The 25,057-nt window shown below is 51.0% G+C and carries 18 protein-coding genes and 1 tRNA gene; 8 read left to right on the top strand and 11 right to left on the bottom strand.

Translation table 11 applies throughout. From position 1 onward, the window contains the following. The first annotated feature begins 81 nt into the window (after positions 1-81). The 3 genes from H9Q13_RS17535 (at position 82) to H9Q13_RS17525 (ending at position 8,863) form a co-directional block, all read left to right on the top strand. On the top strand, positions 82-984 hold the full coding sequence (locus H9Q13_RS17535) for a DMT family transporter (RefSeq protein WP_317173914.1): 903 nt from the start codon (positions 82-84) through the stop codon (positions 982-984). A 537-nt stretch (positions 985-1,521) separates the two neighbouring features. Beyond that, positions 1,522-6,726 carry an Ig-like domain-containing protein gene (locus H9Q13_RS17530; RefSeq protein WP_191185113.1) on the top strand — a complete coding sequence of 1,735 codons (5,205 nt, stop codon included), beginning with the start codon at positions 1,522-1,524 and terminating at the stop codon, positions 6,724-6,726. A gap of 148 nt (positions 6,727-6,874) precedes the next feature. Then, positions 6,875-8,863: a Na+/H+ antiporter NhaC family protein gene (locus H9Q13_RS17525; protein ID WP_224744375.1), complete on the top strand. Its 1,989-nt coding sequence runs from the start codon at positions 6,875-6,877 to the stop codon at positions 8,861-8,863. Positions 8,864-8,936: 73 nt separating this feature from the next. On the opposite strand, the gene H9Q13_RS17520 is transcribed toward H9Q13_RS17525, so the two are convergent. Both H9Q13_RS17520 and H9Q13_RS17515 read right to left on the bottom strand, forming a co-directional pair. After that, positions 8,937-9,872, bottom strand: coding sequence for a GNAT family N-acetyltransferase (locus tag H9Q13_RS17520; RefSeq protein ID WP_191185112.1), 936 nt, complete (start codon positions 9,870-9,872; stop codon positions 8,937-8,939). A gap of 175 nt (positions 9,873-10,047) precedes the next feature. Continuing rightward, the gene (locus H9Q13_RS17515) at positions 10,048-11,223 is read right to left on the bottom strand and encodes a sensor histidine kinase (protein ID WP_191185111.1); all 1,176 of its coding nucleotides are present in this window, start codon (positions 11,221-11,223) and stop codon (positions 10,048-10,050) included. 114 nt (positions 11,224-11,337) lie between these two features. On the opposite strand from H9Q13_RS17515, the gene hemA reads away from it, so the two are divergent. Together hemA and H9Q13_RS17505 are read left to right on the top strand one after the other, a co-directional pair. Further along, complete coding sequence (hemA, locus tag H9Q13_RS17510) at positions 11,338-12,612, top strand: glutamyl-tRNA reductase (RefSeq protein ID WP_191185110.1); 1,275 nt, start codon at positions 11,338-11,340, stop codon at positions 12,610-12,612. Between the two features lie 232 nt (positions 12,613-12,844). Next, on the top strand, positions 12,845-13,252 hold the full coding sequence (locus H9Q13_RS17505) for a hypothetical protein (RefSeq protein WP_191185109.1): 408 nt from the start codon (positions 12,845-12,847) through the stop codon (positions 13,250-13,252). 132 nt (positions 13,253-13,384) lie between these two features. Here H9Q13_RS17505 and H9Q13_RS17500 read toward each other — a convergent pair whose 3' ends face one another. Continuing rightward, on the bottom strand, positions 13,385-13,693 hold the full coding sequence (locus tag H9Q13_RS17500; protein WP_018476478.1) for an ArsR/SmtB family transcription factor: 309 nt from the start codon (positions 13,691-13,693) through the stop codon (positions 13,385-13,387). Positions 13,694-14,175: 482 nt separating this feature from the next. On the opposite strand from H9Q13_RS17500, the gene H9Q13_RS17495 reads away from it, so the two are divergent. Together H9Q13_RS17495 and H9Q13_RS17490 are read left to right on the top strand one after the other, a co-directional pair. Further along, a complete protein-coding gene (locus H9Q13_RS17495; RefSeq protein WP_191185108.1) occupies positions 14,176-15,402 on the top strand; it encodes a Glu/Leu/Phe/Val dehydrogenase dimerization domain-containing protein in 1,227 nt (408 codons plus the stop codon). Between the two features lie 4 nt (positions 15,403-15,406). After that, the gene (locus H9Q13_RS17490) at positions 15,407-16,567 is read left to right on the top strand and encodes a mechanosensitive ion channel family protein (protein WP_191185107.1); all 1,161 of its coding nucleotides are present in this window, start codon (positions 15,407-15,409) and stop codon (positions 16,565-16,567) included. A 396-nt stretch (positions 16,568-16,963) separates the two neighbouring features. Here the strand turns inward: H9Q13_RS17490 and H9Q13_RS17485 are convergent, their stop codons facing one another. Beyond that, positions 16,964-19,483 carry an AsmA-like C-terminal region-containing protein gene (locus H9Q13_RS17485; protein ID WP_191185106.1) on the bottom strand — a complete coding sequence of 840 codons (2,520 nt, stop codon included), beginning with the start codon at positions 19,481-19,483 and terminating at the stop codon, positions 16,964-16,966. A 185-nt stretch (positions 19,484-19,668) separates the two neighbouring features. On the opposite strand from H9Q13_RS17485, the gene H9Q13_RS17480 reads away from it, so the two are divergent. Then, positions 19,669-19,743, top strand: a tRNA-Val gene (locus H9Q13_RS17480). 247 nt (positions 19,744-19,990) lie between these two features. Here the strand turns inward: H9Q13_RS17480 and coaE are convergent. The 7 genes from coaE to nusB form a co-directional block, all read right to left on the bottom strand. After that, the gene (gene coaE / locus H9Q13_RS17475; protein WP_191185105.1) at positions 19,991-20,581 is read right to left on the bottom strand and encodes a dephospho-CoA kinase; all 591 of its coding nucleotides are present in this window, start codon (positions 20,579-20,581) and stop codon (positions 19,991-19,993) included. A gap of 4 nt (positions 20,582-20,585) precedes the next feature. After that, positions 20,586-21,563: a YbbR-like domain-containing protein gene (locus tag H9Q13_RS17470; RefSeq protein ID WP_191185104.1), complete on the bottom strand. Its 978-nt coding sequence runs from the start codon at positions 21,561-21,563 to the stop codon at positions 20,586-20,588. 12 nt (positions 21,564-21,575) lie between these two features. Beyond that, entirely contained in the window at positions 21,576-21,878 is a 303-nt protein-coding gene (gene yajC, locus H9Q13_RS17465) for a preprotein translocase subunit YajC (protein ID WP_191185103.1), read from the bottom strand. Positions 21,879-21,912: 34 nt separating this feature from the next. After that, positions 21,913-22,452, bottom strand: coding sequence for a DUF1573 domain-containing protein (locus tag H9Q13_RS17460; RefSeq protein WP_191185102.1), 540 nt, complete (start codon positions 22,450-22,452; stop codon positions 21,913-21,915). Positions 22,453-22,477: 25 nt separating this feature from the next. Beyond that, positions 22,478-23,476 (bottom strand): isocitrate/isopropylmalate dehydrogenase family protein, encoded by a 999-nt coding sequence (locus H9Q13_RS17455; protein WP_191185101.1) that lies wholly within the window; start codon positions 23,474-23,476, stop codon positions 22,478-22,480. 2 nt (positions 23,477-23,478) lie between these two features. Further along, a complete protein-coding gene (locus tag H9Q13_RS17450) occupies positions 23,479-23,784 on the bottom strand; it encodes a YtxH domain-containing protein (RefSeq protein ID WP_191185100.1) in 306 nt (101 codons plus the stop codon). A gap of 80 nt (positions 23,785-23,864) precedes the next feature. Further along, positions 23,865-25,037 carry a transcription antitermination factor NusB gene (nusB, locus tag H9Q13_RS17445; protein WP_191185099.1) on the bottom strand — a complete coding sequence of 391 codons (1,173 nt, stop codon included), beginning with the start codon at positions 25,035-25,037 and terminating at the stop codon, positions 23,865-23,867. Positions 25,038-25,057: the final 20 nt, after the last annotated feature.

Here is a 25,057-nt window from a genome sequence, read left to right as displayed (position 1 = left end):
TTTATATTTGCATCTTAGTTGGGAGGTCGTCCATCATCCGAGACAACTTTCTAACTTTCTAACTTCTAAACTTTCTAACTTATCAAAACCTCTCTCGCACCCGCACCGGAGAAAACAGGTACCCCGCCACTGGCCTGGTTCCTGCTTATCATACTGGCCCTGATCTGGGGCACGTCTTTTATCCTGATCAAAAAGGGCCTGGTCGTGTTCAGCTCCAACGAACTGGGAGCTATCCGGATTGCCATCGCTTTCCTGACTTTGTCTCCTTTTGCTATTAAACATATCCGACAGGTAGAGCCGCACCGTTGGAAATACCTGCTGGGCAGTGGCTTGCTGGGCAATTTGTTCCCGGCTTTCCTCTTCGCCTACGCTGAGACGCAGCTGGCCAGCGGTCTGGCGGGGGTACTCAACTCACTGACGGCCCTCTTTACTTTGCTGGTTGGAGCCATCTTCTTCCAACAGGCCATTACCTGGATGCGCATGCTAGGCATTATCATCGGTATAGTAGGCACGGCCATCCTTATCTTCTCGGGTAGTGACACCAGCCTGGACAACACCTTTTATGGTATCTACATCGTCATCGCCACAATCTGCTACGGTGGCAGCGTGAACATCATCAAGCACCGGTTGCAGGGCATGAAGCCGCTGGTGATGTCAAGCATGGCGCTGCTCACAGTTGGGCCGCTGGCAATCGCCTATATGTTCACGACAGATGTGGTGCCAAAGCTGCAAAGCACGCCCGGTGCCTGGGAAGCGTTTATGTACATTGCCATACTGGCCATTTTCAGCACGGCCGTTGGGCTGGTACTGTTCAACAAGCTTATTCACATGAGCACTACGCTATTCGCCAGCTCTTCGACATACCTTATACCTGTCGTGGCGCTCATGTGGGGGGTGCTGGACGGTGAGGTTATCCAATTGTGGCACTATGTGGGCATGGTCATTATTCTGGCCGGGGTGTTTATTGTGAATAGAGCCAGATAGGGCCAGACAAAATGCAGTGATTTCATATCCAAAGCCCTTGCTGACAGCAAGGGCTTTTTTTAGTGCCCGCCCTATTTAGAAGGCATGCCATAAATATATAGATAGTGCAATATTATCATATATATAGACCAATCTCTTCTCCCTTTTACTATCAATCCTCTTCCTTTTATTATCAAAAAGATGGCCTGAGTTGCAGCATAGGGGTTTTTAGCCGCAGCTTCCACCCTACTTCATTAGTTATCAGAACTTTCCACGAAAAAATATTTTTGTATTAGACTATTACTATAGTATGATTTTCCAAATTCTGTATTAGCTTTAGAGGTTTAATTTTTAATAAAATAATTAATTAATCCTAACAAACACACTTTATCCGCCTTATGCAACACCTCTACTACTACCTAACACGGCATGCCGCCCTATGGCTAAAAGCATTGCCAGCCTTGCTGCGCCCTCAAGCAGCACCCGGCACCCCTTCCTATATTCCCTTGAGCAAGGGCTTACTGGCCACCATTCCCTTATAGTATCATCCTGAATATTATGAGAAACAGAATGTTGTCAATGGCAGCAGTCATCCTATGTATGACCGCTGCGCCTGTGCTGGCGCAAAAGCCTAACGCCAAAGGACAGGAACAGGCCACTAACAAAGCGGCCCTGCAAAGTATCCACAACGAGATCGCGCCAAAGGCCAAATCGAACAAGGAGCATGCGCTACAGTTGGCCCGGCAAAAAAACTGGGTGGTACGGCATGTGGAGGAAAACGGAACGGTAATCTCGCTGGAAGGTGTAGATGAGCGCGGATTCCCGATCCACTATATCACTGAAAACAATACGCGGGCGGCGGCCTCTGTGAAGACAGACCAGGTATGGCCAGGCGGCGGCACAGGGCTTAACCTGAGCGGCAGCAGCGATGCGCTCAGAGGCAAACTCGGTGTTTGGGATGGCGGCGCCGTCAGGCTGTCGCACCAGGAACTATTGGGCAGGGTAACGCAACGCGACGGGGCAACCGCCATCAGCGACCATGCTGTGCACGTATCAGGCACTATGATAGCCTCCGGTGTTAACCCGCTGGCAAAAGGCATGTCATTCGGCGCCAGGAACCTGCAGGCTTGGGACTTCAGCAACGACACCCCTGAAATGGCGGCTGCCGCACACGAACTCCTGATCTCCAACCACTCGTATGGCACTATTGCTGGTTGGTACTATAACACAGGCCGTGCCGGCACGGCGACAAATCCTTTCTGGGAGTTCCGGGCTAACCCGAATGTGAGCACTACCGAAGACTACAACTTTGGTTACTACAACTCAGCTGCACAGCTCTGGGACCAGATCGCTTACAACGCACCTTATTACCTGATGGTGAAGTCGGCGGGTAACAACCGCAACCAGACAGGCCCGGCAGTTGGCCAACCTTACTGGAAACTCAACAGCACAGGCGCCTGGGTACTGGAAGCACAGCGCCAGGCAGGCATCAGCAGCAACAACGGTTACGACATCATTGCTACCTACGGCAACGCCAAAAACATCCTGACGGTAGGCGCTGTTGAACCGATTGCCAACGGTTACAAAACGGCTGCGGATGTAAAAATCTCCTCGTTCAGCTCGTGGGGCCCGACAGATGACGGCCGTATCAAGCCGGATATCGTGGGCAACGGAGTTGGGCTGCTGTCTTCCGTAGGCACGGCTGACGATGCGTATTCTTCCATGAACGGTACCTCCATGTCGGCCCCTAACGTGTCGGGTTCTTTGAACCTGCTGCAGGAGCACTACCACAACAAATCCGGCGAATTTATGCGCGCCGCGACTCTCAAAGGACTGGCTATCCACACGGCTGATGAGGCAGGCACGACGCCTGGCCCGGACTACGTGTATGGCTGGGGCTTACTGAACATAGAGAAGGCCGCCCGCATGATTTCCAACTCGGGCAACAACCTGATCAATGAGCGCACACTGGCTCAAGGCGAGACATATACCTTCAATGTGACAGCATCCGGTGCCGGTCCGCTTATGGTTACCATCTCCTGGACAGACGTGGAAGGCCAGGTTATTTCTGTTGGCCCATCTGCGCTGAACAACCGCTCCCCGCGCCTGGTGAATGACCTGGATGTGCGTGTGTCCAAAGGGCTGACCACTTACATGCCTTGGGTAATGGATCCGGCCAACCCTGCGCTGGCCGCCAGCTTCGGCGACAACTTCCGTGACAACGTGGAGCAGGTATACATTGCCAATGCCGTGCCGGGAGAGAACTACACCATTACCATACGCCACAAAGGCACATTGGTGAATGGCCCACAGGCCTACTCCTTGTTGGTTAGCGGCATAGGCGGCTCGGCTTACTGTGCCTCCAGCGCCCTTTCCAATGCTGACTCCAAGATCACGCAGTTCACGTTGGGTGCCCTGAGCAATACCCCGGCTGCTGGCTGCAGCGCCTCCGCTGACTACACCAACCTGACAGCGAACCTGGAAATAGGCCAGACGGTGCCGTTGAGCCTGACGCTGGGCACCTGCGGCGCGGACAACAACAAAGTGGGCAAGGTATACATCGACTGGAACAACGACGGTGATTTTGAGGACGAAGGCGAACTGGTGGCCACCACTGGCGTCGTAAACAACACCCAAACTTACACCTCTACGGTAACAGTACCAACCTCTGTGCAGGAAGGCAATATCAGCCGTATGCGTGTCGTGCTGGTAGAGACAACCAACCCGAATGATGTAAGTGCCTGCGGCACCTATGGCAAAGGCGAGACGCATGATTACAGAGTAAGGTTCCTGGCAGCCAGCAAAGACGTGGGCATTACGGCAGTGATGTTCCCATTGCAAGGTTTCTGCGCCAACCCTGCTCAAAATGTGGAAGTGGTAATTCGCAACTTCGGCACGGCAGCCCAGAGCAACATCCCGGTGACAGTGGGCATCAGCAACAGCAATGGGCAGGTAGCCACGCTCACCGGCACCTACACTGCAACGATCAGCTCAAACAGCGAGGCTCGCTTCTTCCTGCCGGGCACATTCAACGCGGCGGCGAACACCTCTTATACCTTTACAGCTGCCACGGCCCTGACCAACGATCAGAACGCAGGCAACAACCGACTGGTGCAGGTGCTCTCTACCAGCAGCCCGACTGACGCCCCTGTCGCCTCGGCTACGGTTTGCGGCAGTGGCCCAACCGTGTTGCGCGCTTCCGGCAATGGCACGGTGTTCTGGTACGACGCCATGACGGGCGGCAACCTGGTAACCATCGGCAAGGAGGCAACTCTAGAGAATGCGACAGTCAACAAAACATACTATGCTGCCCTAAACGACTTCTCAGGCACTGTGCCTGCTGCCAGTCCTACTTCAGGCGGCGCGATGTCTAGCTTCACCAACGGTCGAATGTACTTCGATGCGGAAATCCCCTTCATCCTCGACAAAGCCACCATTAACGTTGGCACCGGTGGTACCATGACGGTCGACCTGCTGGACAAGGACCTGAGCGGAAACGTGATCGCAAGCACCGTCATCACGGTGGTGCCTGGCGTGAACGAGTACATTCTGAACCTCCCTATACCTACTGCCGGCAAGAACTACACCCTGATGGTGTCTGCCTTCGGTGGGGGCGCAACAGCTTACCGCAACAACACGACAAACGCTGCTGCCTATCCGTTTACTATTCCGAATGTGGTATCTTTTACGGGTAACAACGCGAGCACTCCTACTGCTTTCTACTACTTCCTGTACAACATGAAGGTAAAAGCAACCGGTTGCGCCAGTCCGCGGGTAGCCGTTACGACTACTGCTGCCCCAGCCACCGTGGCTGCCATCACACCGGCTGGCCCTGCTGAGTTTTGCGTAGGCGGCTCTGTCGTGCTCAACGCCAACACTGGGTCCGGCCTAAGCTATACCTGGCGCAAGGATGGGAAAATGATCGAGAACGCGACGGCAGCAACTTACGAGGCGACTGCCTCCGGCAACTACACGGTAACCGTGACTGCTGCGAACGGATGCCCTCAGACCTCACAGGCGGTAGCCGTTACTGTGAACCCACTCCCGCCAACGGCAGTGTCTATCAGCAAAAACTTCGGATTCGGCATCTGCCCGGGTCAGGACTTCACGCTGGAGCTTCGCGCCGAGACGGGCGGTCAGTCAGAAGGTTATACCTACCAGTGGACCAGAAACGGGGCACCTATCGCGAACGCGGCGGGCGCTACTTACATGGCCAGCACCAGTGGCAACTATACGGTTAGCGTAACGACGCCATGCGGAACGACCACAGCCACTCCGGTTGCTGTCAACAATGACGTGGCAACGGTTACCGCTCCGGCCGGCGAAATATGCGGCACCAGCGGCAGCGCCAACTTGGCAGCGCAGACCAATGCAGGCAAGCTATACTGGTTTGACGCCGCCACGGAAGGCACGCTGCTGCACATCGGAGAAACTTTTGCGACTCCGGTTCTAACGCAAAACACCACTTACTATGTGGCGGCCAGCAACGAGACGGTCGGCAATCTGGGCTCTAAAAACCATAGCGTGAATGGTGGACATACCAGCTTCACAGGCGGCAGAATGTACTTCGACGCACAGGTGCCGTTCGTACTGCAGAAGTCGACGATCAACGTGGCCACAGCGGGCACAATGACTGTAGTGCTCCTTGACAAAGACTTGAGCAATACGGTGATCGCCTCTACTACCATCAATGTGGTACCAGGTGTGAGAGAGTATGACTTAAACCTGCTCGTGCCTGCGGCCGGCAAGAATTACGGCATACAAGTGTCTGCATTTGGGGGTGGGGCTACAGCCTACCGTAACAACACCACCAACTCAGCAGTCTACCCTTATACCCTGCCAGGCATAGCCAGCATTACAGGCAACAACCAGACAGCGCCGAGCAGCTTCTACTACTTCCTTTATGACTGGCAGGTAAGCGCAGCCAGCTGCAGCACCGCACCTCGCGTGAGCGTGCCTGTGACATTGACACCGGCTACCGTAGCTGGCACCCTGAGCACGAGCGCCGAGTCGGTTTGCTATGGCAGCAACGGTGGCACCATCACCCTCAGTGGCCAAACCGGCAGCCTGGTAAGATGGGAGGCTTCTACAGCAGGAGCATCCTGGACTACGGTTGAGGGGTCTGCCACCACCCTGCAGTTCCTGAACTTGACGCAGACCACCAGCTACCGTGCCCTGGTACGGAACGGAGGCTGCAGCGAGGTATACACTGCTGCGGTGACTGTCACGGTGAATGCGCTTCCAGTAGCGGCCATCTCCGTTTCTGAGGCAAATAAATTCGGATTCGTTACTTTAACGGCTTCTCCGGCAGGGCAAGGAAACAAGTACCTGTGGAGCAACGGCGAAACGAAGGCATCCATCTCTGTGCGCCCGGGCAACCACACCTACACCGTGACCGTGACAGACGGCAACGGCTGCTCGGCTACCTCAGCACCAGCCAAGGCTATACCTATGCCTAACGCCCACTCTGTCCACTACGCTTTAGCAGGCGAGCAGGAGATGCAGGACGGCCTTAGCCTGAAAGCCTATCCTAACCCTAGTGCGGGCAGGTTCACGATCAGCTTCACTGCCGAAGAGACAGGCAAAGTGAGCGTGCGATTGGTCAATGCCGTAGGACAGGTCATGCTGGAGGACACACAGAATAGTTTCTCTGGCCACTATGAGCAACAGGTGAACATGGCGAACGCACCGAAAGGGGTTTACATCCTTCAGGTGTCACTCCAGAACCGAACCATCACCCGCAAAGTAGTAATCCAGCACTAATCAGCAGGACTTCCAGAAACAGCCCCTGTGCCCTTGGCGCAGGGGCTGTTTTATTTTAAGTTTTCCCACCGCTTCCTGCTGCTATCATTTCCGATTATCTTAAATATTTGCTTATTTAAGGGTTTACAAAAAACCGACCCTACACCACATGAGGTTATTCCAGACCCTTTTGAGTCTCATGCTCCTGCTTCTGCTAGCGTTTCAGGCAGTGGCGCAGGAAGATAGCACTGATTTAGCCATAGAAGAACTGAAACTGCAGGCTGTCAACGACACCGCTTTCGCATTGCGCACCACCAATGAGTCGGGTAACCTGGTCAAGTATAGCGGTCCGCTTCCTGTGCGGGTCAACGGAAACCTGCAGGACATTAGCTTCACCGAGGGCGAGGCACGTTTCTCACTGCCCGCCAAAGCCAATCTGATACAGGTGAGTGCCAATATAGGCAGCCATACCATCGCCCGCCTCTACCGACTCGACTCAGAGGCTGAGCATGGGGTGCGCCATTTCCCGATGTGGCTTTCCATCCTGCCGCCGCTCATCGCTATCATCCTTGCGTTGATTTTCCGGGAGGTGTTGCTGGCTCTCTTTGCCGGCATCTGGGTAGGCGGATTTGTGATCTATGGGCTGACTGTAAAATCTATTTTCACTGGTCTGCTGGCCGTTGCTGACACATACCTGGTAAGTGCACTAACAGATTCGGACCATATCGCAGTAATCCTGTTCTCGATGATGATCGGGGGCATGGTGGCGATTATCTCCAAGAACGGCGGTATGGCCGGCGTCGTCAACCAGCTTTCCCGCTATGCCCGCTCAGCCCGCAGCACCCAGCTGGTGACCTGGGCACTGGGCATTGCCATATTCTTCGACGACTATGCCAACACCCTGATCGTGGGCAACACCATGCGGCCTGTCACCGATAAGCACCGCGTTTCGCGCGAGAAGCTGGCTTACATCGTGGACAGCACCGCCGCCCCGGTAGCGGCCATCGCCTTCGTGACAACCTGGGTAGGTGCCGAGCTGGGCTACATCAAAGACGCCGCCACCACGCTAGGTATAGAGGAGGGCGCTTACTCGCTTTTCTTCCACTCGCTGGAGTATGCCTACTACCCTATTCTCACGCTGGTGTTCATGCTGATGCTTATTTTGATGAACCGGGACTTTGGCCTGATGCACAAGGCAGAGGATCGCGCTCGCACCACCGGCGCCGTGAGCAACCACCGTCCCGACAGCCGCAGCGATGCCCGCCAGCAACAGGAAATGGCAGAGTTCGATGCCGTAGACCCGAATCGCACGCGTGCCTTCAATGCGCTTATACCTGTACTGGTAGTTATTTTCGGAACCGTGATTGGCCTGCTCTACACCGGATATAACCCCGACACCTGGGCTGATGCCAGCATAGGCTTTTTCCGGAAACTCTCCATGACCATCGGTGACTCCAATTCCTATACCGCCCTGATTTGGGCTTCCCTCTCGGGTGTGGCCGTAGCCATTGCCCTGACAGTGAGCCAGCGCATCATGAGTCTGTATGAAACGATGGAGTCGCTGGTGACGGGCTTCAAAACCATGCTGCCTGCCATGCTCATCCTGGTATTGGCCTGGTCGCTGGCACAGGTTACGAAAGAGCTTTACACCGCCGAGTACCTGACCTCGCTTTTCTCTGGCAATGTGTCGCCACGCTTCCTGCCCGAGATCACGTTCTTCCTGGCAGCTATCATCGCCTTTTCGACTGGTTCCAGTTGGGGCACCATGGCCATTCTTTACCCTCTGATGCTGCCCGCCGCCTGGTTTGTGAGCCAGCAACATGGCCTGAGCGTGGAAGAAACCATGCCGATTATGTACAATGTGATCTCAGTGGTACTGGCCGGCGCTGTGTTCGGCGACCATTGCTCCCCGATCTCAGACACCACTATCCTGAGCTCGCTGGCCTCGGGCTGCAACCACATCGACCATGTGAAGACACAGCTGCCCTATGCGCTTACCGTGGCGTTGGTGGCGAACCTGGTTTGCACGAACCTTTCCAGCTGGGGCGTGCACTGGCTCCTGGTATACCTGATTGGGGCCGCCCTGCTTTGGGGAATTATTAAGCTCTTCGGTAAAGAAATTGTGGAAAAGCCCGTTTTAGCGGAAGCAACCCGATAAGTTGACTTGATCAGATACATACAAGAAAGGCTGCCAATTTGAGCAGCCTTTCTTCTTTATGGCGATATCCTGCTTAAAACTCTAGTCGGTAAAAATCGTGCACTACCGTGCGGGCACCGTAGCTTTCCTTGTTGTTAACAAGCCCCTCGTTCAGGTATAGGCCTTGCTGCTCGGTAGAAACTCCGAAGCTGAAGTACTTTTTATGCGGGTATACCTGTGTCAGGAGGAAATCTGTCAGGAAGTCAAGTGCGGCAATCTCGCGGCCCCGGGCAGTGGAGGCTATGTATTGGCTGTGCGCTACTGTGGCTGATTCGTACATGACCATACCCGCAACCATCGTTTCGCCCTCAAAGACAGCGAATAGATTAATGTTTTCGGGGAAGACAGTGGCAAGTCGCGCGAGTTCGTCGGCGGTGTGGGTAGGCTCTAGCTTGTACTTCTCTTTTAACACCTGCGCCACCAGTTGCATGTATACCTGGTAGTCCTGGCTCTGGCGCACCTGCAGGCCATACCTGGCCGCCCGCTTGATCTTCCTTTTGCGCAGTTGGGTATAGGGCAGCTTATTTTCCGGGGTTATTACCGAATTCAAAGTGCGCTGGTGTAGCACGGCGCCACTTCGGAACAGGGCATACAGGTCTTCCTCGGCTGGCAGTTGGTGGTAGATATGAGGTATAGCCTTGTAGTAAAGCGCATGAAAACCCTGTGTCCTACAATAAGCAATTAGGGCGTCAAACACCTGTAGCATAAGGACTGCCTTCATGCCAGAGCCGCATAATACACCGCTATAGCTCAGCCCGGCATGCGCATGCAACGCCCCTTCCGCAACATTGGCTGGTAAGACCGCCACCAGTTCTTCATTCCTATAGAAGAGAAGGGAATAATCTTCAAACCGGTCGGCATGATACGCCATGTAGTCGCGCAATAGTATAAAAGTGCCGTTTTTGGAAGCCCGCACAAAGGCATCCCATTCCGACTTATACCTGCCGCTATACCTGACGACTTCTACCATTGCTAACTGATAAAGACTTGTTTTTGATGAACACTTTATTTTAATGAAGGGCTATTCATTGTGATACAGGCTATACCTGAACTGAATGCTATATCTACAAAAAGGCGGACAGGCCGCGACCTGTCCCTACTGTTATACCTGTCAACTTACAAACTTTCTAACTTCCCAACTGAAATCACCTGTTGAGCACAATCCGAAAGGTAGTGCCTTTCCCAATTTCTGAGGACTTCACATAGAGCCTGCCCCTGTGGTAATTGTCGATAATCCGTTTGGCCAGTGCCAGCCCGAGCCCCCAGCCGCGCTTCTTGGTGGTATAGCCCGGCAGGAACACCGAGTCTACCTTGCTCTTGGGTATACCTTTGCCGGTGTCGCTAATGTCGAGCGCGATCTGGCTTTTTCCGAGCAGCGACAGTTGCAGCCTGATGCTGCCCCGACCCTCCATGGCGTCCACGGCGTTCTTGCAGATGTTCTCGATCACCCAGTCAAAGAGCGGCACATTGACCTTGGCGGTAATTTCGGGCGCGAAACTGGAGGCAACCGTGAAATCTACTTTGCTCGAGATACGGTTCTGCAGGTAGTTAATGGCATTTTCGGTTACCTGCAGGATATTCTCGTCGCGCAGCAACGGCACAGACCCAATATTGGAGAAGCGCTCTGTGATGATCTCCAGCCTCCTGATATCTTTCCAAAGCTCTGCCGTAATGGGCTCGTTCTCAAACTTGGGGCTGGATTTCATGTACTCATACCAAGCCATGAGCGACGACAGCGGCGTACCCAACTGGTGAGCGGTCTCCTTGGCGAGGCCTACCCACACCCTGTTCTGCTCCGCCTTGCGGGAGTAGCTAAACGCAAAGTAAGCCATCAGCGCGAAGCAGGCGATTACCAACAGCTGCACATAGGGGTAGTAGCGCAGCTGCGAGAGCAGGGCAGAGTCTTTGTAGAACACATAGTTTTCAGACCCCTCTGCCCAAGGCACCACAATGGGCGCATGTTGGGCCTTCATGCGGGCTATCTCACGCTGCAAAAGTTGATTTTTCCGCCTGTCTGAAATGTTTTCGGGAAAGCTGATGTTCTTAAAGTCGAGAATATTTTCGTGCTCATCTGTCAGGATAACAGGCACTGTCGTGTTCGAGGACAGGATTTCTTCTTCGATAAAGACGATATTGTCGTCGCTGGGCGCATTGATCATGTAGCGGAGGCCCTTTGCATACAGTTGCACTAACTCCTGCTCACGCTCAGACAGTTTGCTAACCAAGATGTTGGTATAGGTGATAGTGGCAGCCCCAATAATGAGTGCCACAATAACGACAATGAACTTTATTCGGTTCTTTTGCGAATAGATCGGTATCATGAAGGGTGCGCGAAAATTATCTGAAATTAGTATAAATTAATTAATAAGGTCAAGGAAGTTTCATTTTAATCATCAATACAGTAATTTTGCACTTTAGTATTCCGAACGTTAGTTATGCTTCAGAACTTTAAAGCAATCAGCCTGTCATACAAGAAAGCGCCGCTGGATATCAGGGAACTGATTGCCTTAGATGAGAATTCGTGCAGGCAGTTTCTTCAGACGCTGAAAGGCTTCATCCAGGCTTCTGACATTTTGGTACTCTCCACTTGCAACCGCACCGAGGTGTACTACAATGCCGACATAGATTACAGTACCGAAATCGTTAAGCTCCTCGGTATCACAAAGGGTATAGACAACATCACCCAGTACCTCGACTACTTCACCATTCTGAACCAACACAACGATGCTGTGCAGCATTTATTTGAGGTAAGTATGGGTCTGGAGTCGCAGGTAGTAGGCGATATGCAGATCACGAATCAGGTGAAACAGTCTTACCAATGGGCAGCCGACAACGAAACAGCCGGGCCTTTCCTGCACCGCCTGATGCATACCATCTTCTTCACGAACAAGCGTGTGGTGCAAGAGACCGCCTTCCGCGATGGGGCCGCCTCCACTTCTTACGCAGCTATCGAACTGATTGAAGAATTGACTGCCGATGTGGTGGCCGAGCCAAAGATATTGGTGGTAGGTTTAGGCGAGATAGGTGCCGATGTGTGCCGTCACCTCAAGGACAAAGGCTACCAGCATGTAAAAATTACGAACCGTACCCTGGCCAAAGCACAGCACCTGGCCGATGAGTGTGGACTGGAAGTGCTCCCATTCGAAGAAATCGTACAGGGTTTGAAAGAAGCGGATGTCATTATCTCTTCTGTTGCCCGCGAAACACCTTTCTTCACCAAAGAGATGATTCTGCGCCTAAACGTACTCACATTCAAGTTTTTTATCGACTTGTCTGTGCCACGCAGCGTAGAGGCCGAAGCCGAGGCTGTACCTGGTGTGTTGGTATACAACATCGATACGATTCAGAACAAAGCTTCTGCGGCGCTTCAGCAGCGCATCAACTCTGTTCCCAAAGTAAAGGCGATCATATATGAGTCCATTGAGCAGTTCAACGACTGGTCAAAAGAGATGATGGTTTCGCCTACAATTAATAAACTGAAGAATGCGCTGGAGGCCATCCGCCAGGAGGAAATGGCCCGCTACATGAAAAAATTAGGCCCGAAAGAAGCCAAAATGATGGATAGCATTACCAAGTCGATGATGCAGAAAGTCATTAAATTGCCGGTTTTACAACTCAAGGCGGCCTGCAAACGGGGTGAAGCAGAAACCCTGATTGATCTGCTCAACGATTTGTTTGATCTGGAGAAGCAATCTACCGAATCCTTATAAACTCCGAAAATATCAATTTATTATAAAGCTGACTCAAAAAAGTCAGCTTTTTTATTCACACATTTGTAGTATGTAATTATATATACATATCTTTGCACATAATAAGATTCGGGCAATTCTTTTGACTATATCCTGGTAGCGCTGTGTAGTTGTAAATGATCCAGACGGGTGTAGCTAGCCTATTCGTCAACAGAAAAGCCCTCATTCTCTCTATTGCTTTAGTTATTGCATCATGAAATCTAACTTCAACCTTCTGGCCATCATCACTGTTGTTTTGCTCCTTAGCGCTTGCACCAGCCATTCTTTTATGCTGACGGAGCGAGATGTGGCAAATGACGGCGTCAATCCTATCCAAAGGGCGGACTTCACCATGGTAGCAAACAAACCTGCCCATGCTGACGCAGACGCCAAGTGGATGGCTGCCTCTAAGCCACATGTGGTGGCTACGTCCTCGCGTGTGAAACGTCGCACTGACGCAGTAGCGCTTTCGGCAGCAACCACCATAGAAGGCCACGAAATCCTGAAACGGGAAATAGAGCGGGCTATGAAGAAGGACAAAACTGACACAAACCCCAGCAAGAAAAAGGTGGAGTCGAAAGCCAAAAAACAAAGTAAACCGGATAGCAGAATCCTGTTGTAATGCTGTAGAAGGTATACTCATTGCGTAAAAAAGCCAAAGGTCCCCGCCAGCTTCGTTTAGAAGGTGACGGGGACCTTTGGCTTTCAGGCACTTGCCATTCCGGGCACCGCAAGGCACCCAGCACGCTAATGCCTAAATATCAATGCAGCATTCTTCAAGACAATCAATTACATCTATCAGTTTAGGGATAGAAAGCGAATAATATATCTTTGTCCCTACCTTAAAAGAAGATAGTACCCCTTTGTCTTTAAGCGTAATAAGGTGTTGAGAAGCAATTGCTTGTGGCAGATCCAAGTATTTATATATCTCTGTCACCGTCATTTTCTCCTCCTTGCCGAGCAAGTCCACTATCGCCAGTCTTTTCGGGTGAGCCAGTACTTTCAGCATGGCTGCCGCCTTATCTATTTTTTTAGATTCAATTCTAGACAACAAACTTTTCATAATTAATAATTATACCTAACAGTTTCTACATACATTTAAACAATTCAATTCATATTAAGATATATACGACAATAGCGACATTTGGCTGATTTACCTTCGAATGATTTTCATTAATTATCGTCTATACTCACATATAACGTAAATACTACCTAGTCAGACACATGGCCTGGAGCGGCATTTTGTTGATTTACGTATAAAAAATAAAATTGGATATATAAAATACTTAATGCTAATACATTACTATATGGCTATACCTGGATTGAATCCTTTCGGGAAGGAATGAACCAGCTATTTCTACTACTTGACTTCCTGCAGCCAGAGTGCCAGACATGATGTATTCGCCTCTTACAGTTCGATGCCTGCCCAAACTGTTTCCCCGCGAGCCTTCTCTATACCTGCCTCAGAGCCTCCTCCTATACCTTTCCCGCATCTCACGGGTTATTCGTACCTTTGTGGCAAAACCCTTAACAACTGATAAATACATGAAAGAACTGCTGGCTAAATTTGAAAATAAACGCCCTGAAATAGTTTTTGAATGGAAAGACGCCGAAACTGAGGCCGAGGGCTGGGTGGTGATCAACTCGCTGCGCGGTGGTGCAGCCGGAGGAGGCACACGTATGCGCAAAGGCCTGGACAAACGCGAAGTGGAATCGCTGGCCAAGACTATGGAAGTAAAGTTCACCGTGTCGGGGCCAGCTATCGGCGGCGCTAAATCAGGCATCAACTTCGATCCGGCCGACCCCCGCAAGCGAGGCGTGCTGGAACGCTGGTACAAAGCCGTTATTCCACTGCTCAAGAACTACTACGGCACTGGCGGCGACCTCAACGTGGATGAGATACACGAAGTGATTCCAATCACGGAAGATTATGGCCTGTGGCATCCGCAGGAAGGAATTGTGAACGGACACTTTAACGCGACCGAACCTCAGAAGATCAACAAAATAGGCCAACTGCGCCAAGGCGTGATCAAGGTCATAGAAGACCCAACCTATACCCCGGCCACGGCCCGCAAGTATACTGTGGCTGATATGATCACAGGATACGGTGTGGCAGAGGCCGTGCGGCATTATTACAGTATCTGGGGCGGAACTTCCGAGGGCAAGCATGCCATCATCCAGGGCTGGGGCAACGTAGGGGCTGCCGCTGCTTTCTACCTCGCCTCCAAGGGCGTCGCTATTGTGGGCATCATCGACCGGGCCGGTGGATTGATCAAACCAGAGGGCTTTACATTCGAGGAGATCCGTGACCTATTCCTCAACCGCCAGGGCAATGCTTTGTATGCTGAAGATCTCCTCCCTTTTGAGGAAGTGAATAACCGCATCTGGTCACTGCAAGCGGAAATATTTATACCTGCCGCAGCATCCAGACTGGTGACACGCGGGCAGTTGGAGCAGATGATTGCCAGCGGGTTAGAGGTTATCTCCTCCGGTGCGAACGTGCCTTTCCAGGATCCGGAGATTTTCTTTGGCCCTACCGGAGAATTTGCGGACCGGAACATTTCCGTCATACCTGATTTCATTGCCAATTGTGGCATGGCCCGCGTGTTTGCCTACCTCATGGAAAACGAAGTGGAGATTACCGACGGCGCCATTTTCCATGACATCTCCAACACGATCTTCAATGCACTGGAGAAAACCCATGTCAAAAATCAGGCGAAGACCGAGATCGCGAAAAACTCTTTTGAGATCGCTCTGAGCCAGTTATTGTAACACCATGTTGACGGATTTTAGAGAGTATTTATCTTACGAGTTCCTGGGCAACAGCATGTCGGCATACCTTTGGTTTGCCGGCATCTTGTTGTTTGGGTATATTTTCAAAACGCTGCTGTCCAAGCTAATCACCAGCATTATTTTCAGGTTGGTGAAGCGGTTTTCGGACGAAGAGGGCCAGGCCAACTTAAAACGGCTTCTCATCCAGCCGCTGGAAGTAGTTGTTTTCCTGGTATTCCTGTTTTTGGCGGTGAATGTTCTGCAGTACCCAGTAGATCCTGGCAGCGAGGGAACACCTTTCATGAAGGCGTTCATGCTGCGCACCTACCAGATCTTTATCATCGTGGCCATTACGTGGGTCATCACCCGCTTTGTAGACTTTATCGGGCTGATATTCCAGAACAGGGCCTCACGCACTACCTCCAAAATGGACGATCAGCTGGTGCCTTTCTTTAAGGACTTCATGAAGGTGATGATCTATATCTTCGCTTTTCTGGTGGTGCTGGCCTCTGTGTTCAATGTCAATGTGGCGGGCATGATAGCCGGTCTGGGTGTGGGTGGTCTGGCGATCGCTTTTGCAGCCAAAGAGAGCCTGGAGAATCTGCTGGCCTCTTTTACTATCTTCCTGGACCATCCTTTTGTGGTTGGCGATTTGGTGGAAGTGGATGGCATAACAGGCGTGATTGAGAAAATCGGATTCCGAAGCACTCGCATACGCACACTGGAGAAGACCTTTGTGACCGTACCTAACAAAAGCATGATTGACAAGCCGCTCAACAACCTGACCCTTCGTACTTTCCGTAGGGTGCATTTTGACGTCAACCTGACTTATGACACCACCTCGCAGCAAATAAAGGCTATCACCACCGAGCTGCAGGATTATATAGACAACCATCCGCACACCAACCAGGATGGTCGCATACGTTTCCAGAATTTAGGAGCCAGCTCCAAAGACGTGATGGTACTGTATTTTGTGGAGGCGCTGGACTGGAATGAGTTCATAAACATCAAAGAGGAAGTGGCATACAAGATCGTGGAAGTGGTGGAGAGGCATGGCGCTGAATTTGCCTTCCCAACCCAAACGCTCCATCTATTTCAGGAGAGCAAAGTAACCGCTCCTCAGCCGCCCAAAACGGTTCACTTTCCGTCCACTGATATCCAGTAAAAGACAAACAAAAAAGCCGGAGAAGCTCCGGCTTTTTTTTCACCCTTATATTTTCAATTTGCGATTCCCTTGATGCTATTTATGATACCTTAAGCAACAGATATAATCTTATCAAGGAGACACGCAAAACTTTCCTTTCTTTACCAAATCATCAACAAAAAACCTGTTTTTGTAATTTTGATTTATTTAACGGCCATTCCTGCCTGCGGTTATACACCAAACAGTATTTTTTTAATAAACACCCCCATAACACAGGTAAACAAATCTTAACAACGCATGTAAGTAAAATATAAAATTAACGATGCCACTGTTTAGTCGCCTTAGTTGGCGCAATTAGGCTATGATTTAAGGCTTTAAGCCAGAAAGGGGTTTACCGTAAAATTGTTTGGTGTGGGATCAATTTAAATCGAAGTACTCCCCTTCCTGAAGCACGACTTTCTTCTCTTGCTTCACGGGTTTCTTGCCACGCAACAGGTTACGCAACTCCTGCCCTTCCTGCTTCAAGTCCGTTTTGATCTTTTCGCGCACCCGCTCATTGTCGTAGGCTATCTTGAAGTCACTCTCTTTGCCCTTGAGCGTCAGGAAAAGCATGCTATTGCCCGCATCCGGGTCTTTGGCGACCACCCCATACACAGCGTCTTTGTCCGGGCGGCCGCTATTTAGCAATGGCAGCTTGATTTTGTAGTCCATGTCCTGATCGAAGGTATGGGTACCCGCTATCGACAAGGTTGGCAGAGAAGACAGATTAGAGCGAATGTCCATCTCAGGTATAAATATGGTCCGCTGCTGAATCCAGAAGTTATTGCTGAGCTCCGCAAACCTCATGTTAGCAAGCTCCGAGCGTTTTACAAAAGCCGACATTTTCTGCATGGGCGCAAAGTTGATTAACTGCCCGTCGCGTACTGTGGCTGCTATCTCGGCCTGCAGGAGGTCTGTTTTGGCGTTGAGGTGACTGTCGAAGTATACCTCTGACACGATATTGGCGGTTAACTGACCGCGCAGGTGACGGTCCCTGATAAATTCCTGACCAAAATTCTCGAATACATAGAAAAGGCTGTCCACGCTCATGTTGCTGAGTTTGGTGGCGGTGCTTACCTTGATATGGTCGCGGTTGCGGGCATCGAGGTTGCCACGCACAGCAAAGTTACCTCCGATTGCACTGAAGGATATATTCGGGGAAGAAACCACTTGGTTGCGCAGCTTTACTTCCCCCTGGATGTTTTTACCCCTGAACCTTCTGAACTTGGCCTTACGGATGGATGCGCTCAGGTCGAAGGCTATGTCGGGGGACACATTGAATTTGTAAGCCTCCTTACTGCTTGCCTGCCTGGAGGCAACCGGCGTGTTCAGCTCCTCGCTGAGCAGTTGGTCCAGGTCCATGTATTGGCTGCTGAAATCCGCTTCTACCAACAGGCGTTGCTTGTCCAGCAGTAGCCAGGCCATCACGTTTCGGAACATGCCATTCAGCACGAAATCAGAATCTCCCAGGCTGCCTTTGAAGTCCGACACCGCCACATCATTCTTCTTGAAGATAAAGTTGCCATACAGCCCCTTGAGCGGCATGGGAAGCTCCTGCAGGCTCAGCGACACATTGTGCAGCGTAACGTCACCAGTGGTGCTCAGGGTGCTGTTACCGGGCCTTGCCTTGAACTCCTTGAGGTTACCAGCAAAGGCAATGCGCACATTGGCCAGACCACTGCCACTGCGTACCTGCTCCAGCTTCAGCAATCCTACGACATAGGCTACATCCAGCATACCTTTGGCATCGAAAGCCAAGTAAGGATTGTCGAAGTTGCGATAAGTCAGGCTGCCGGAAAAAGGCCGTTTGTTGAGCACACCTGTCAGGTTTTTAAGCTCCAGCACGGAGGTACTGCCATTGCGGTTTGCGCCGTTGGTAAAACTTCCTTCCAAGTTCAGTCCCTCTACCTTTTGCTTCACATCCGGATGGTAAAAAGAGGCGTTGCGGCAGCCAAACTTAAACGTCACCTGCGGATTATCTTTGGAGGACACCCTTCCCTTGACAGTCCCACTGAAGAAGATCGCGCCCTCGCTGCGGTACTGGCTAAACTCTTGGGTGATGCGCTGTGGCAAAAGAGACAGCAGCGACTGTATATTCGCGTCTTTTCCCTCCAGCTCAAGGTCCAGCTCGGTGGGGCCTTTATACGCTATGTTCCCTCCCACTTCGTAAGCAGCCCCCTCTATTTTTACCACCGATGGCTGCAGGGCGATAGTTTGCGTTTGCCGGTTGATGGTCAGGGCCGTTTTAAGATCCACCGATTTGCCTTTGAAGTACTCACTGTCCCCAATCCGTATGGCATTGACTGTTGCCTTCCCGGTAGCCTGCAGGTCAATGGCATCGGAAGATAGGGTCATAGCGGCTACCAACTGCTGCGCATCGGCCTGTATATCCTGGTTCAGTTGCAGATCAGAGTAGCGTACCGCCACATTGGTCAGGTTTATCTTTTCAAGATTGAAGGAGAAGTCTTCGGAGGAGGCGGTCGTGTCTGTGGCCAGGATATGGTAGTTGGGCTGCCCGTTTTCCAGTAGCCGAACATGCAGGGAGCCATTCTCCATGAAGAGCTGCTTTACGCTATACCTCCCCCGGATGATATCGAATATGCTGAAGGTGAAGTACAGCTTCTCTGCCCTAGCCAGCGACTCTTCGCTGTCAGCTATTCCTTCTATCACGTTCACCTGGTCCAGGGCCACGGCCACCTGCGGGAATTTATCGAAAAGGGAAAGTGAGATTTTAGCAACCTCGACCTTTGTTTTGATGTGCTTGTTCGCCTCAGCCACAAAAATGCCAACAATCTTATCCTGGTACAGGTATACCAAGCCCGCAGAAATGCTGATTACCGACACCACTATCAGGGTGATATAAAATAGCACTTTTTTCACAAATCGTTTTCGTCCCAAGTGAAAGTTCAGATTTTAAGCATCTTACAAAAGCTAAAGGTACTGCAGTAAATACAGGCGAGCAATAGCCACCCGGGCCTGAAAAAAATTTTTAAGATTTTTTTTTCAAATGTTTTGCAGTTACAAAAAAACACCCCATATTTGCATCATCAAACGGGGACAACAGGTCAACGAAACGATAAAACGGGGTGTTAGCTCAGCTGGTTCAGAGCACCTGCCTTACAAGCAGGGGGTCACTGGTTCGAATCCAGTACGCCCCACAAAAGGACAACTGCAAAGTTGTCCTTTTTTTATGTCCATACTTTTCTGGCTGGCTTCCCATCTGCCCTTTCTCACGACCTTAATTGCACAGTAGTTTATAAGCTAACGCTTCAGCTTACGGTCTGGTATAATCCGCTATACCTACACCTATACCTATACCTATACCTATACCTATACCTGCCTTAACCTGTTTGAGTCGACAGGCGGCCTAGTCCTTAAAGGTATCTCCAAGAAAATGTGATTTGGCTATCGGGATAAGAATTGCTGATGCAGCGCAAGCACCTGCGGAATAAGAAGCTGTTTGTCGTCATTGAACACGACGTGGTTGGCACGGGCAATCTTTTCTTCCTCGCTCAACTGCTTGCTGATAATGGCTTTGATATCCGCTTCGGTACGGTGCGTGTCACGTTTTAACAGGCGCTTCAATCGCACATTCAGCGGAGCCGAGACCACGATTATCTCATCCATCTGCCGCCACGACTCCGATTCAAACATGAGGGCCGCCTCTTTGATCACATATGGAGCATTAGGGTGAGCTGCCACCCACTTCTCGAAATCAGTGCCAACATGAGGATGAACCAGCGCATTAAGCCTGTTCAGACGGTCTGGGTTATTAAAGACGATAGAGGCGAGATAAGTGCGGTTTAAATCGCCTGCCGGTGTATAGGTCTCTTCTCCAAAGGCGTCCCGGAGTTCCTGTTTCAGCGCAAGGTCATACTGCATCACCCATTTGGCCCGGGTGTCCGCATCGTACACAGGTATACCCAGCACCTGGAACATGCGGCACACAATAGTCTTGCCGACGCCAATTCCTCCGGTTATACCTATTTTTAGCATCTGTTTATTTTTCCAGGCTAGCCTTAAGCCGTTCCGGCCAGAGGGTGATGTTCCGTGCTCCGGACGGCTTTTGCACCAACTCCGGTGTCACGGTGGAATCCTGTGAGTTGTACTTCGAGAAATCCACAATCGCTTTAAAGGCACTTGGGTTGATGACAAAGCCGGAATCCTCGAGCGCCAGGTAGCGGATAAGTATTAAGTTGGGTCTCAGGTTTACCTTGGCTTTGAGTGGCACATTCACCAGTTCAGGAGTTACCAGCAGTTCGCGCTGCTGCAAAGGCCGTACCCTCACCACAACGGTTGCCTCGCTGATATCCGCTTTTACCAGTGACTGGTTATCGTACTCAATAGGTACATTAATCCGGGTGGACTCTGTCAGGTTGGTAGTCGGCAGGCGCAACGGAAAAGGGTTTGGCAGGCTATCCACCATAGAGGAAGGGCCTCTGAAGCTGATGGAATCGGGGGTGATCCTGACAGGCATCAGCAAAGCATGCCGCTCATCCGTTACTTTTTGCTTCGGGTCGAGTTGGAGCGGTATACGCTTCGTTACTTTTGTGTTGAAGTTAAAGAAAAGCGTGTCGGTCACGACGAAGTTCAGCTGCAGGCCGTCCATGGCATTGACCAAGGCAGGACGCAGGGCCGAACCCAGCAGGTAGTTGTTGCGCGGCAGGTTTCGGATATAGATTTCGGCCGGTTGCACCTCCACCTTCAGCGACTTACGCAACAGCTTCCAGCCCTTACCAGTCACATTCACTGTCACCTCCTCAGGAAGCGGTTTGATCGGGACCAGGCGCTGATCATTGAACACAAACCGGATGGGATAGGTAGTTTGTGTGGAGTAGGGCTTGTTGAGGGCGTTGAGCAGCCAGAAAGTAGAGGCCGCCACAAAACAGAGCACTACTATACGCCAGTAATGCTCTGTTTGGGGCTTAAATGGCCTTACAAACCATAAAATGATATTTCGGGCTTTCTCAAACGACAATGTTTCTTATCCTTATTGCACTTTCGCAGTGGCCTCCAGCGAGATAGCAGACTTATCAAATACCAGGCGCATGCCTTTGTCCACCTCTATCTCAACAGTGTCTTCATTTACAGCTGTTAAACGGCCATGCAATCCGCCTATTGTAACTACTTGCATGCCTTTTGTCAGCTCTTCACGAAATTTTTTCTGGTCCTTCGCCTTTTTCTGCTGCGGACGAATCATGAAGAAATAGAAAACAAGGATAATAGCGCCGAACATCAGCAACTGAGGCAGCATACCTCCATCTGGTGCGGCTTGTAGGAATATCGTTTGCATAAAAAAGGTTGAACTCTGTGTTAAAGAGTGGTTTTTAGTTGAGTTTTACCGGACCGTCAGCACCTGCGGCAGGTATGCTGGAAGTAGCCACATTGCCTTTCATGGCGATACGGATAATGTTCGGCTCTGTATTGGCACGGATCGTCACAGTCGGAGACTGCTGACCGGCTTTGCCATTGCTGTCGAATCTTACTTTTACTTCTCCCTTTTCACCTGGAGCTACCGGCGCCTTGGTCCAATCAGGTGCGGTACAGCCGCAAGACGCGGATGCGCTCTCGATCACCAGAGGAGTTTTGCCTGTGTTGGTGAAGGTGAAAGTATGTTCTACCACTTCGCCCTGCTTAATGGTACCAAAGTCATACTCTGACTCCTGGAAAGACATCACAGCAGCATTTTCAGCCGAAGCGGTCTGGTTGGTTGCCACCACATTGGGGTTATCGATTTGCTGCGGCTGCTCAACAGCTGCAGTTGTCTCGGCAGTCGTTGCCTCCGATTCAGTGGTGTTGTTCTGGTCGCAGCTGGTCACTGTCATGGCAGTGCCGAGTGCTAGGGCTAATAAGAAATTCTTTTTCATATCAGGTTAACAGCTTTTATCTGGATTATAGTTTCGAAATGATATGCTGGGTAAATTCCATGGTGCTGGCACTTCCACCCAGATCGCCGGTGCACTGCTCTCTGTTAGCAAGTGTCGCATCCAAGGCTTTCTCTATGCGATCAGCCTCGTCTTTCATGTTGATGTGGTGCAGCATCATGATGGCAGAGCGCAGCAGGGCAGTTGGGTTCGCCTTGCCTTGTCCGGCAATATCAGGGGCAGAACCGTGTACCGCCTCGAAAATAGCCATGTCGTTGCCCACGTTGGCACCGGACACTACGCCCAGTCCGCCTACCAGGCCTGCGCACAGGTCAGACAGGATATCACCAAACAAGTTAGTCGTCACGATCACATCGAACTGCTCTGGCTTAATCACCAGCTGCATGCACATGTTGTCGATGATCTTGTCGTCGTATTGGATGTGTGGGTACTCTTTTGCAATCTCGCTGGCCTCGCTCAGGAACAAGGCGCCAGCGCTCTTCAAGATGTTAGCTTTGTGCACCGCCGTCACTTTTTTGCAGTTATGCTTGTTGGCATACTCAAAGGCGGCACGAATGATCTTGCGGCAACCAACGCGGGTCAGACGGGCTACTGAGTCAGAGATCTGCAGACGCTCGTCAAACATTTCGAGTCCGGAGTAAAGGCCTTCGGTGTTCTCACGGAACAGCACCAGGTTCACGTTCTCGAAGCGGGTGTTTACGCCAGGCGTGGTTTTGGCAGGGCGCACGTTAGAGTAAAGATCGAACATCTGGCGCAACTGCACATTGATGCTCTTAAAACCTTTGCCTACCGGCGTGGTGATAGGGCCTTTCAGGGCCACTTTGTTCTTCTTAAGCGAAGCAATCAGTGTAGAAGGAATCAGCTCACCAATCGAATCGAAAGTGGTCTGTCCTGCGTTTTCTTCTTCCCAGGTTACAGGCACGTTTGCGGCATCAAAAATGGCTTTAACGGCTTCTGTAATCTCAGGTCCTATCCCGTCGCCGGGAATCAGTGTAATTTCTCTCATGTTTATATTTCTTTCCTGCTATTGATCTCGTTGATAAGTGAGTCCACATCGCCAAGAAGCTTCTCGGCCTTGTCCTTGGCGTCCTGAATCACACGCTGTCCTTCAGACTTAGCGGTTGTGGGCACCAGGTTACGGTCCTCCACCAGTTCTTCCAGCAGGTCTGAAAGGGTGTCGCGGTATTTTTCCAATCGGTAGCTCAGCCAGCTGCGTGTTTCTCTTCCTTTTTCCGGGGCGAACAGGATGCCTGCTACGGCTCCTACAGCGGCGCCTGACACGAAGGCCAGTATGTTGCTTGTCTTCTTACTCATAGGATTATCTCTATACTTATATATGGGGTACTTATTTTCCCCTTATTACGGTAAAATGGCCATTTCAGCCGAAACATACCTTATTTGTTGTCGATCAGACCACGGCCCGATTTACGAATGTCACCCTTAGTGGTCAGCTCTTGCGCCATCTTGTCCAGCACACCGTTTACAAACTGCTTGCTTTTCGGGGTACTGTATAGCTTAGAAATCTCAATGTATTCGTTGATGGTCACTTTGACGGGTATGCTTCTGAAGATGTGCATCTCGCAAAGCGCCATTTTCAGGATGATCTTGTCAAGCAGGGCCACACGCTCCACATCCCAGTTCTTCACGCTTGCGGCAATCATGGCCTCATACTTCTCATCGTCCTGAAGGGTCTGGTGGTAGAGCTCCTCAAAGAAGGCCTTGTCGTCCTCCCAGTTGGCAGAAAGGTCCAGTAGCACCGGCTCCTCCTCTGTGTCCTCACCAAACATCTTGACAGTCTTGTTAACCAGGCTTTTCACGATGGATTTGTTCTCCACCCAGTTCAAATCCTGCTCTTCAAACAAAGATTGTAAGTTTTTTTCTTTAAAAATAATGTTTTTGAAAATATGTTTCACCACCTCCAGGTCGTCTGCCAGGGTTGGCTCAGGCAGTGCCAGGTAGCCCAAAAAGGCCTCATCCTGCTTCAGAACACTCTTGTATACCTGACGGATTTCGCTGATGTCGGAACCCCAGCTGATGTTGCGACGGATGATGTGTTCTTGGTATGACTTGTTCTGGAGAATGCGCTGTGCGACGCGGTTGTTCAGGAATCGCTTCACGTCCGGACCTTTGGCTTCTGTAAAGCGCTTTTCTTTTTTCACTTCCTCTTCTTCCACCAACTCGTTTAGCAAGTCCAGTATCTGCAGGGTGCCCAGGTAGTGGTCGTATATTCGCTCCACGGCGCCTATCATCTGGCTGCTGTAGTGCTTATAGTCCTTCTTAAGGGTGTTTTGGTAATAGACAACTGCTCTGTTTACCGCATCGATTACGTCCTTGTCGGTTTCTTCAGTTTCGAATTCGCCTGATTCGTGCCACTCTTTAAAGAGCAACTGGGCGATCTGCTTCTTGCCTTCGAGCAGCTTTCTGTCCTGCACTTCCATGGAATTCAGGTCTGGTGCAAAGTCATCGGCTATCTGGTCGAGAGCCAGCTGATAATCTGAACCTTCGGCCTGTTTGTAGGCATAAATGGCCTGCATGGCCTTGATTCGAAGTGTTCTGCGGTTGAGCATAATGGTATTTTAAAGAACGT

Origin of the sequence: Pontibacter aquaedesilientis, from assembly GCF_014773225.1 — a bacterium.
Classification (GTDB): domain Bacteria; phylum Bacteroidota; class Bacteroidia; order Cytophagales; family Hymenobacteraceae; genus Pontibacter; species Pontibacter aquaedesilientis.
The sequence above is the reverse complement of the archived record's forward strand: the minus strand, read 5'-3'. Positions and strand labels throughout refer to the sequence as shown.

What these genes read in the sequence shown, in the direction of transcription:
- hemA (WP_191185110.1), top strand. Translation starts at nt 11,338, where the DNA reads ATGCTTCAGAACTTTAAAGCAATCAGCCTGTCATACAAGAAAGCGCCG.
- H9Q13_RS17505 (WP_191185109.1), top strand. Translation starts at nt 12,845, where the DNA reads ATGAAATCTAACTTCAACCTTCTGGCCATCATCACTGTTGTTTTGCTC.
- H9Q13_RS17455 (WP_191185101.1), bottom strand. Translation starts at nt 23,476, where the DNA reads ATGAGAGAAATTACACTGATTCCCGGCGACGGGATAGGACCTGAGATT.
- yajC (WP_191185103.1), bottom strand. Translation starts at nt 21,878, where the DNA reads ATGCAAACGATATTCCTACAAGCCGCACCAGATGGAGGTATGCTGCCT.
- H9Q13_RS17520 (WP_191185112.1), bottom strand. Translation starts at nt 9,872, where the DNA reads ATGGTAGAAGTCGTCAGGTATAGCGGCAGGTATAAGTCGGAATGGGAT.
- H9Q13_RS17515 (WP_191185111.1), bottom strand. Translation starts at nt 11,223, where the DNA reads ATGATACCGATCTATTCGCAAAAGAACCGAATAAAGTTCATTGTCGTT.
- H9Q13_RS17460 (WP_191185102.1), bottom strand. Translation starts at nt 22,452, where the DNA reads ATGAAAAAGAATTTCTTATTAGCCCTAGCACTCGGCACTGCCATGACA.
- H9Q13_RS17490 (WP_191185107.1), top strand. Translation starts at nt 15,407, where the DNA reads ATGTTGACGGATTTTAGAGAGTATTTATCTTACGAGTTCCTGGGCAAC.
- nusB (WP_191185099.1), bottom strand. Translation starts at nt 25,037, where the DNA reads ATGCTCAACCGCAGAACACTTCGAATCAAGGCCATGCAGGCCATTTAT.
- H9Q13_RS17450 (WP_191185100.1), bottom strand. Translation starts at nt 23,784, where the DNA reads ATGAGTAAGAAGACAAGCAACATACTGGCCTTCGTGTCAGGCGCCGCT.
- H9Q13_RS17530 (WP_191185113.1), top strand. Translation starts at nt 1,522, where the DNA reads ATGAGAAACAGAATGTTGTCAATGGCAGCAGTCATCCTATGTATGACC.
- H9Q13_RS17495 (WP_191185108.1), top strand. Translation starts at nt 14,176, where the DNA reads ATGAAAGAACTGCTGGCTAAATTTGAAAATAAACGCCCTGAAATAGTT.
- H9Q13_RS17525 (WP_224744375.1), top strand. Translation starts at nt 6,875, where the DNA reads ATGAGGTTATTCCAGACCCTTTTGAGTCTCATGCTCCTGCTTCTGCTA.
- H9Q13_RS17500 (WP_018476478.1), bottom strand. Translation starts at nt 13,693, where the DNA reads ATGAAAAGTTTGTTGTCTAGAATTGAATCTAAAAAAATAGATAAGGCG.
- coaE (WP_191185105.1), bottom strand. Translation starts at nt 20,581, where the DNA reads ATGCTAAAAATAGGTATAACCGGAGGAATTGGCGTCGGCAAGACTATT.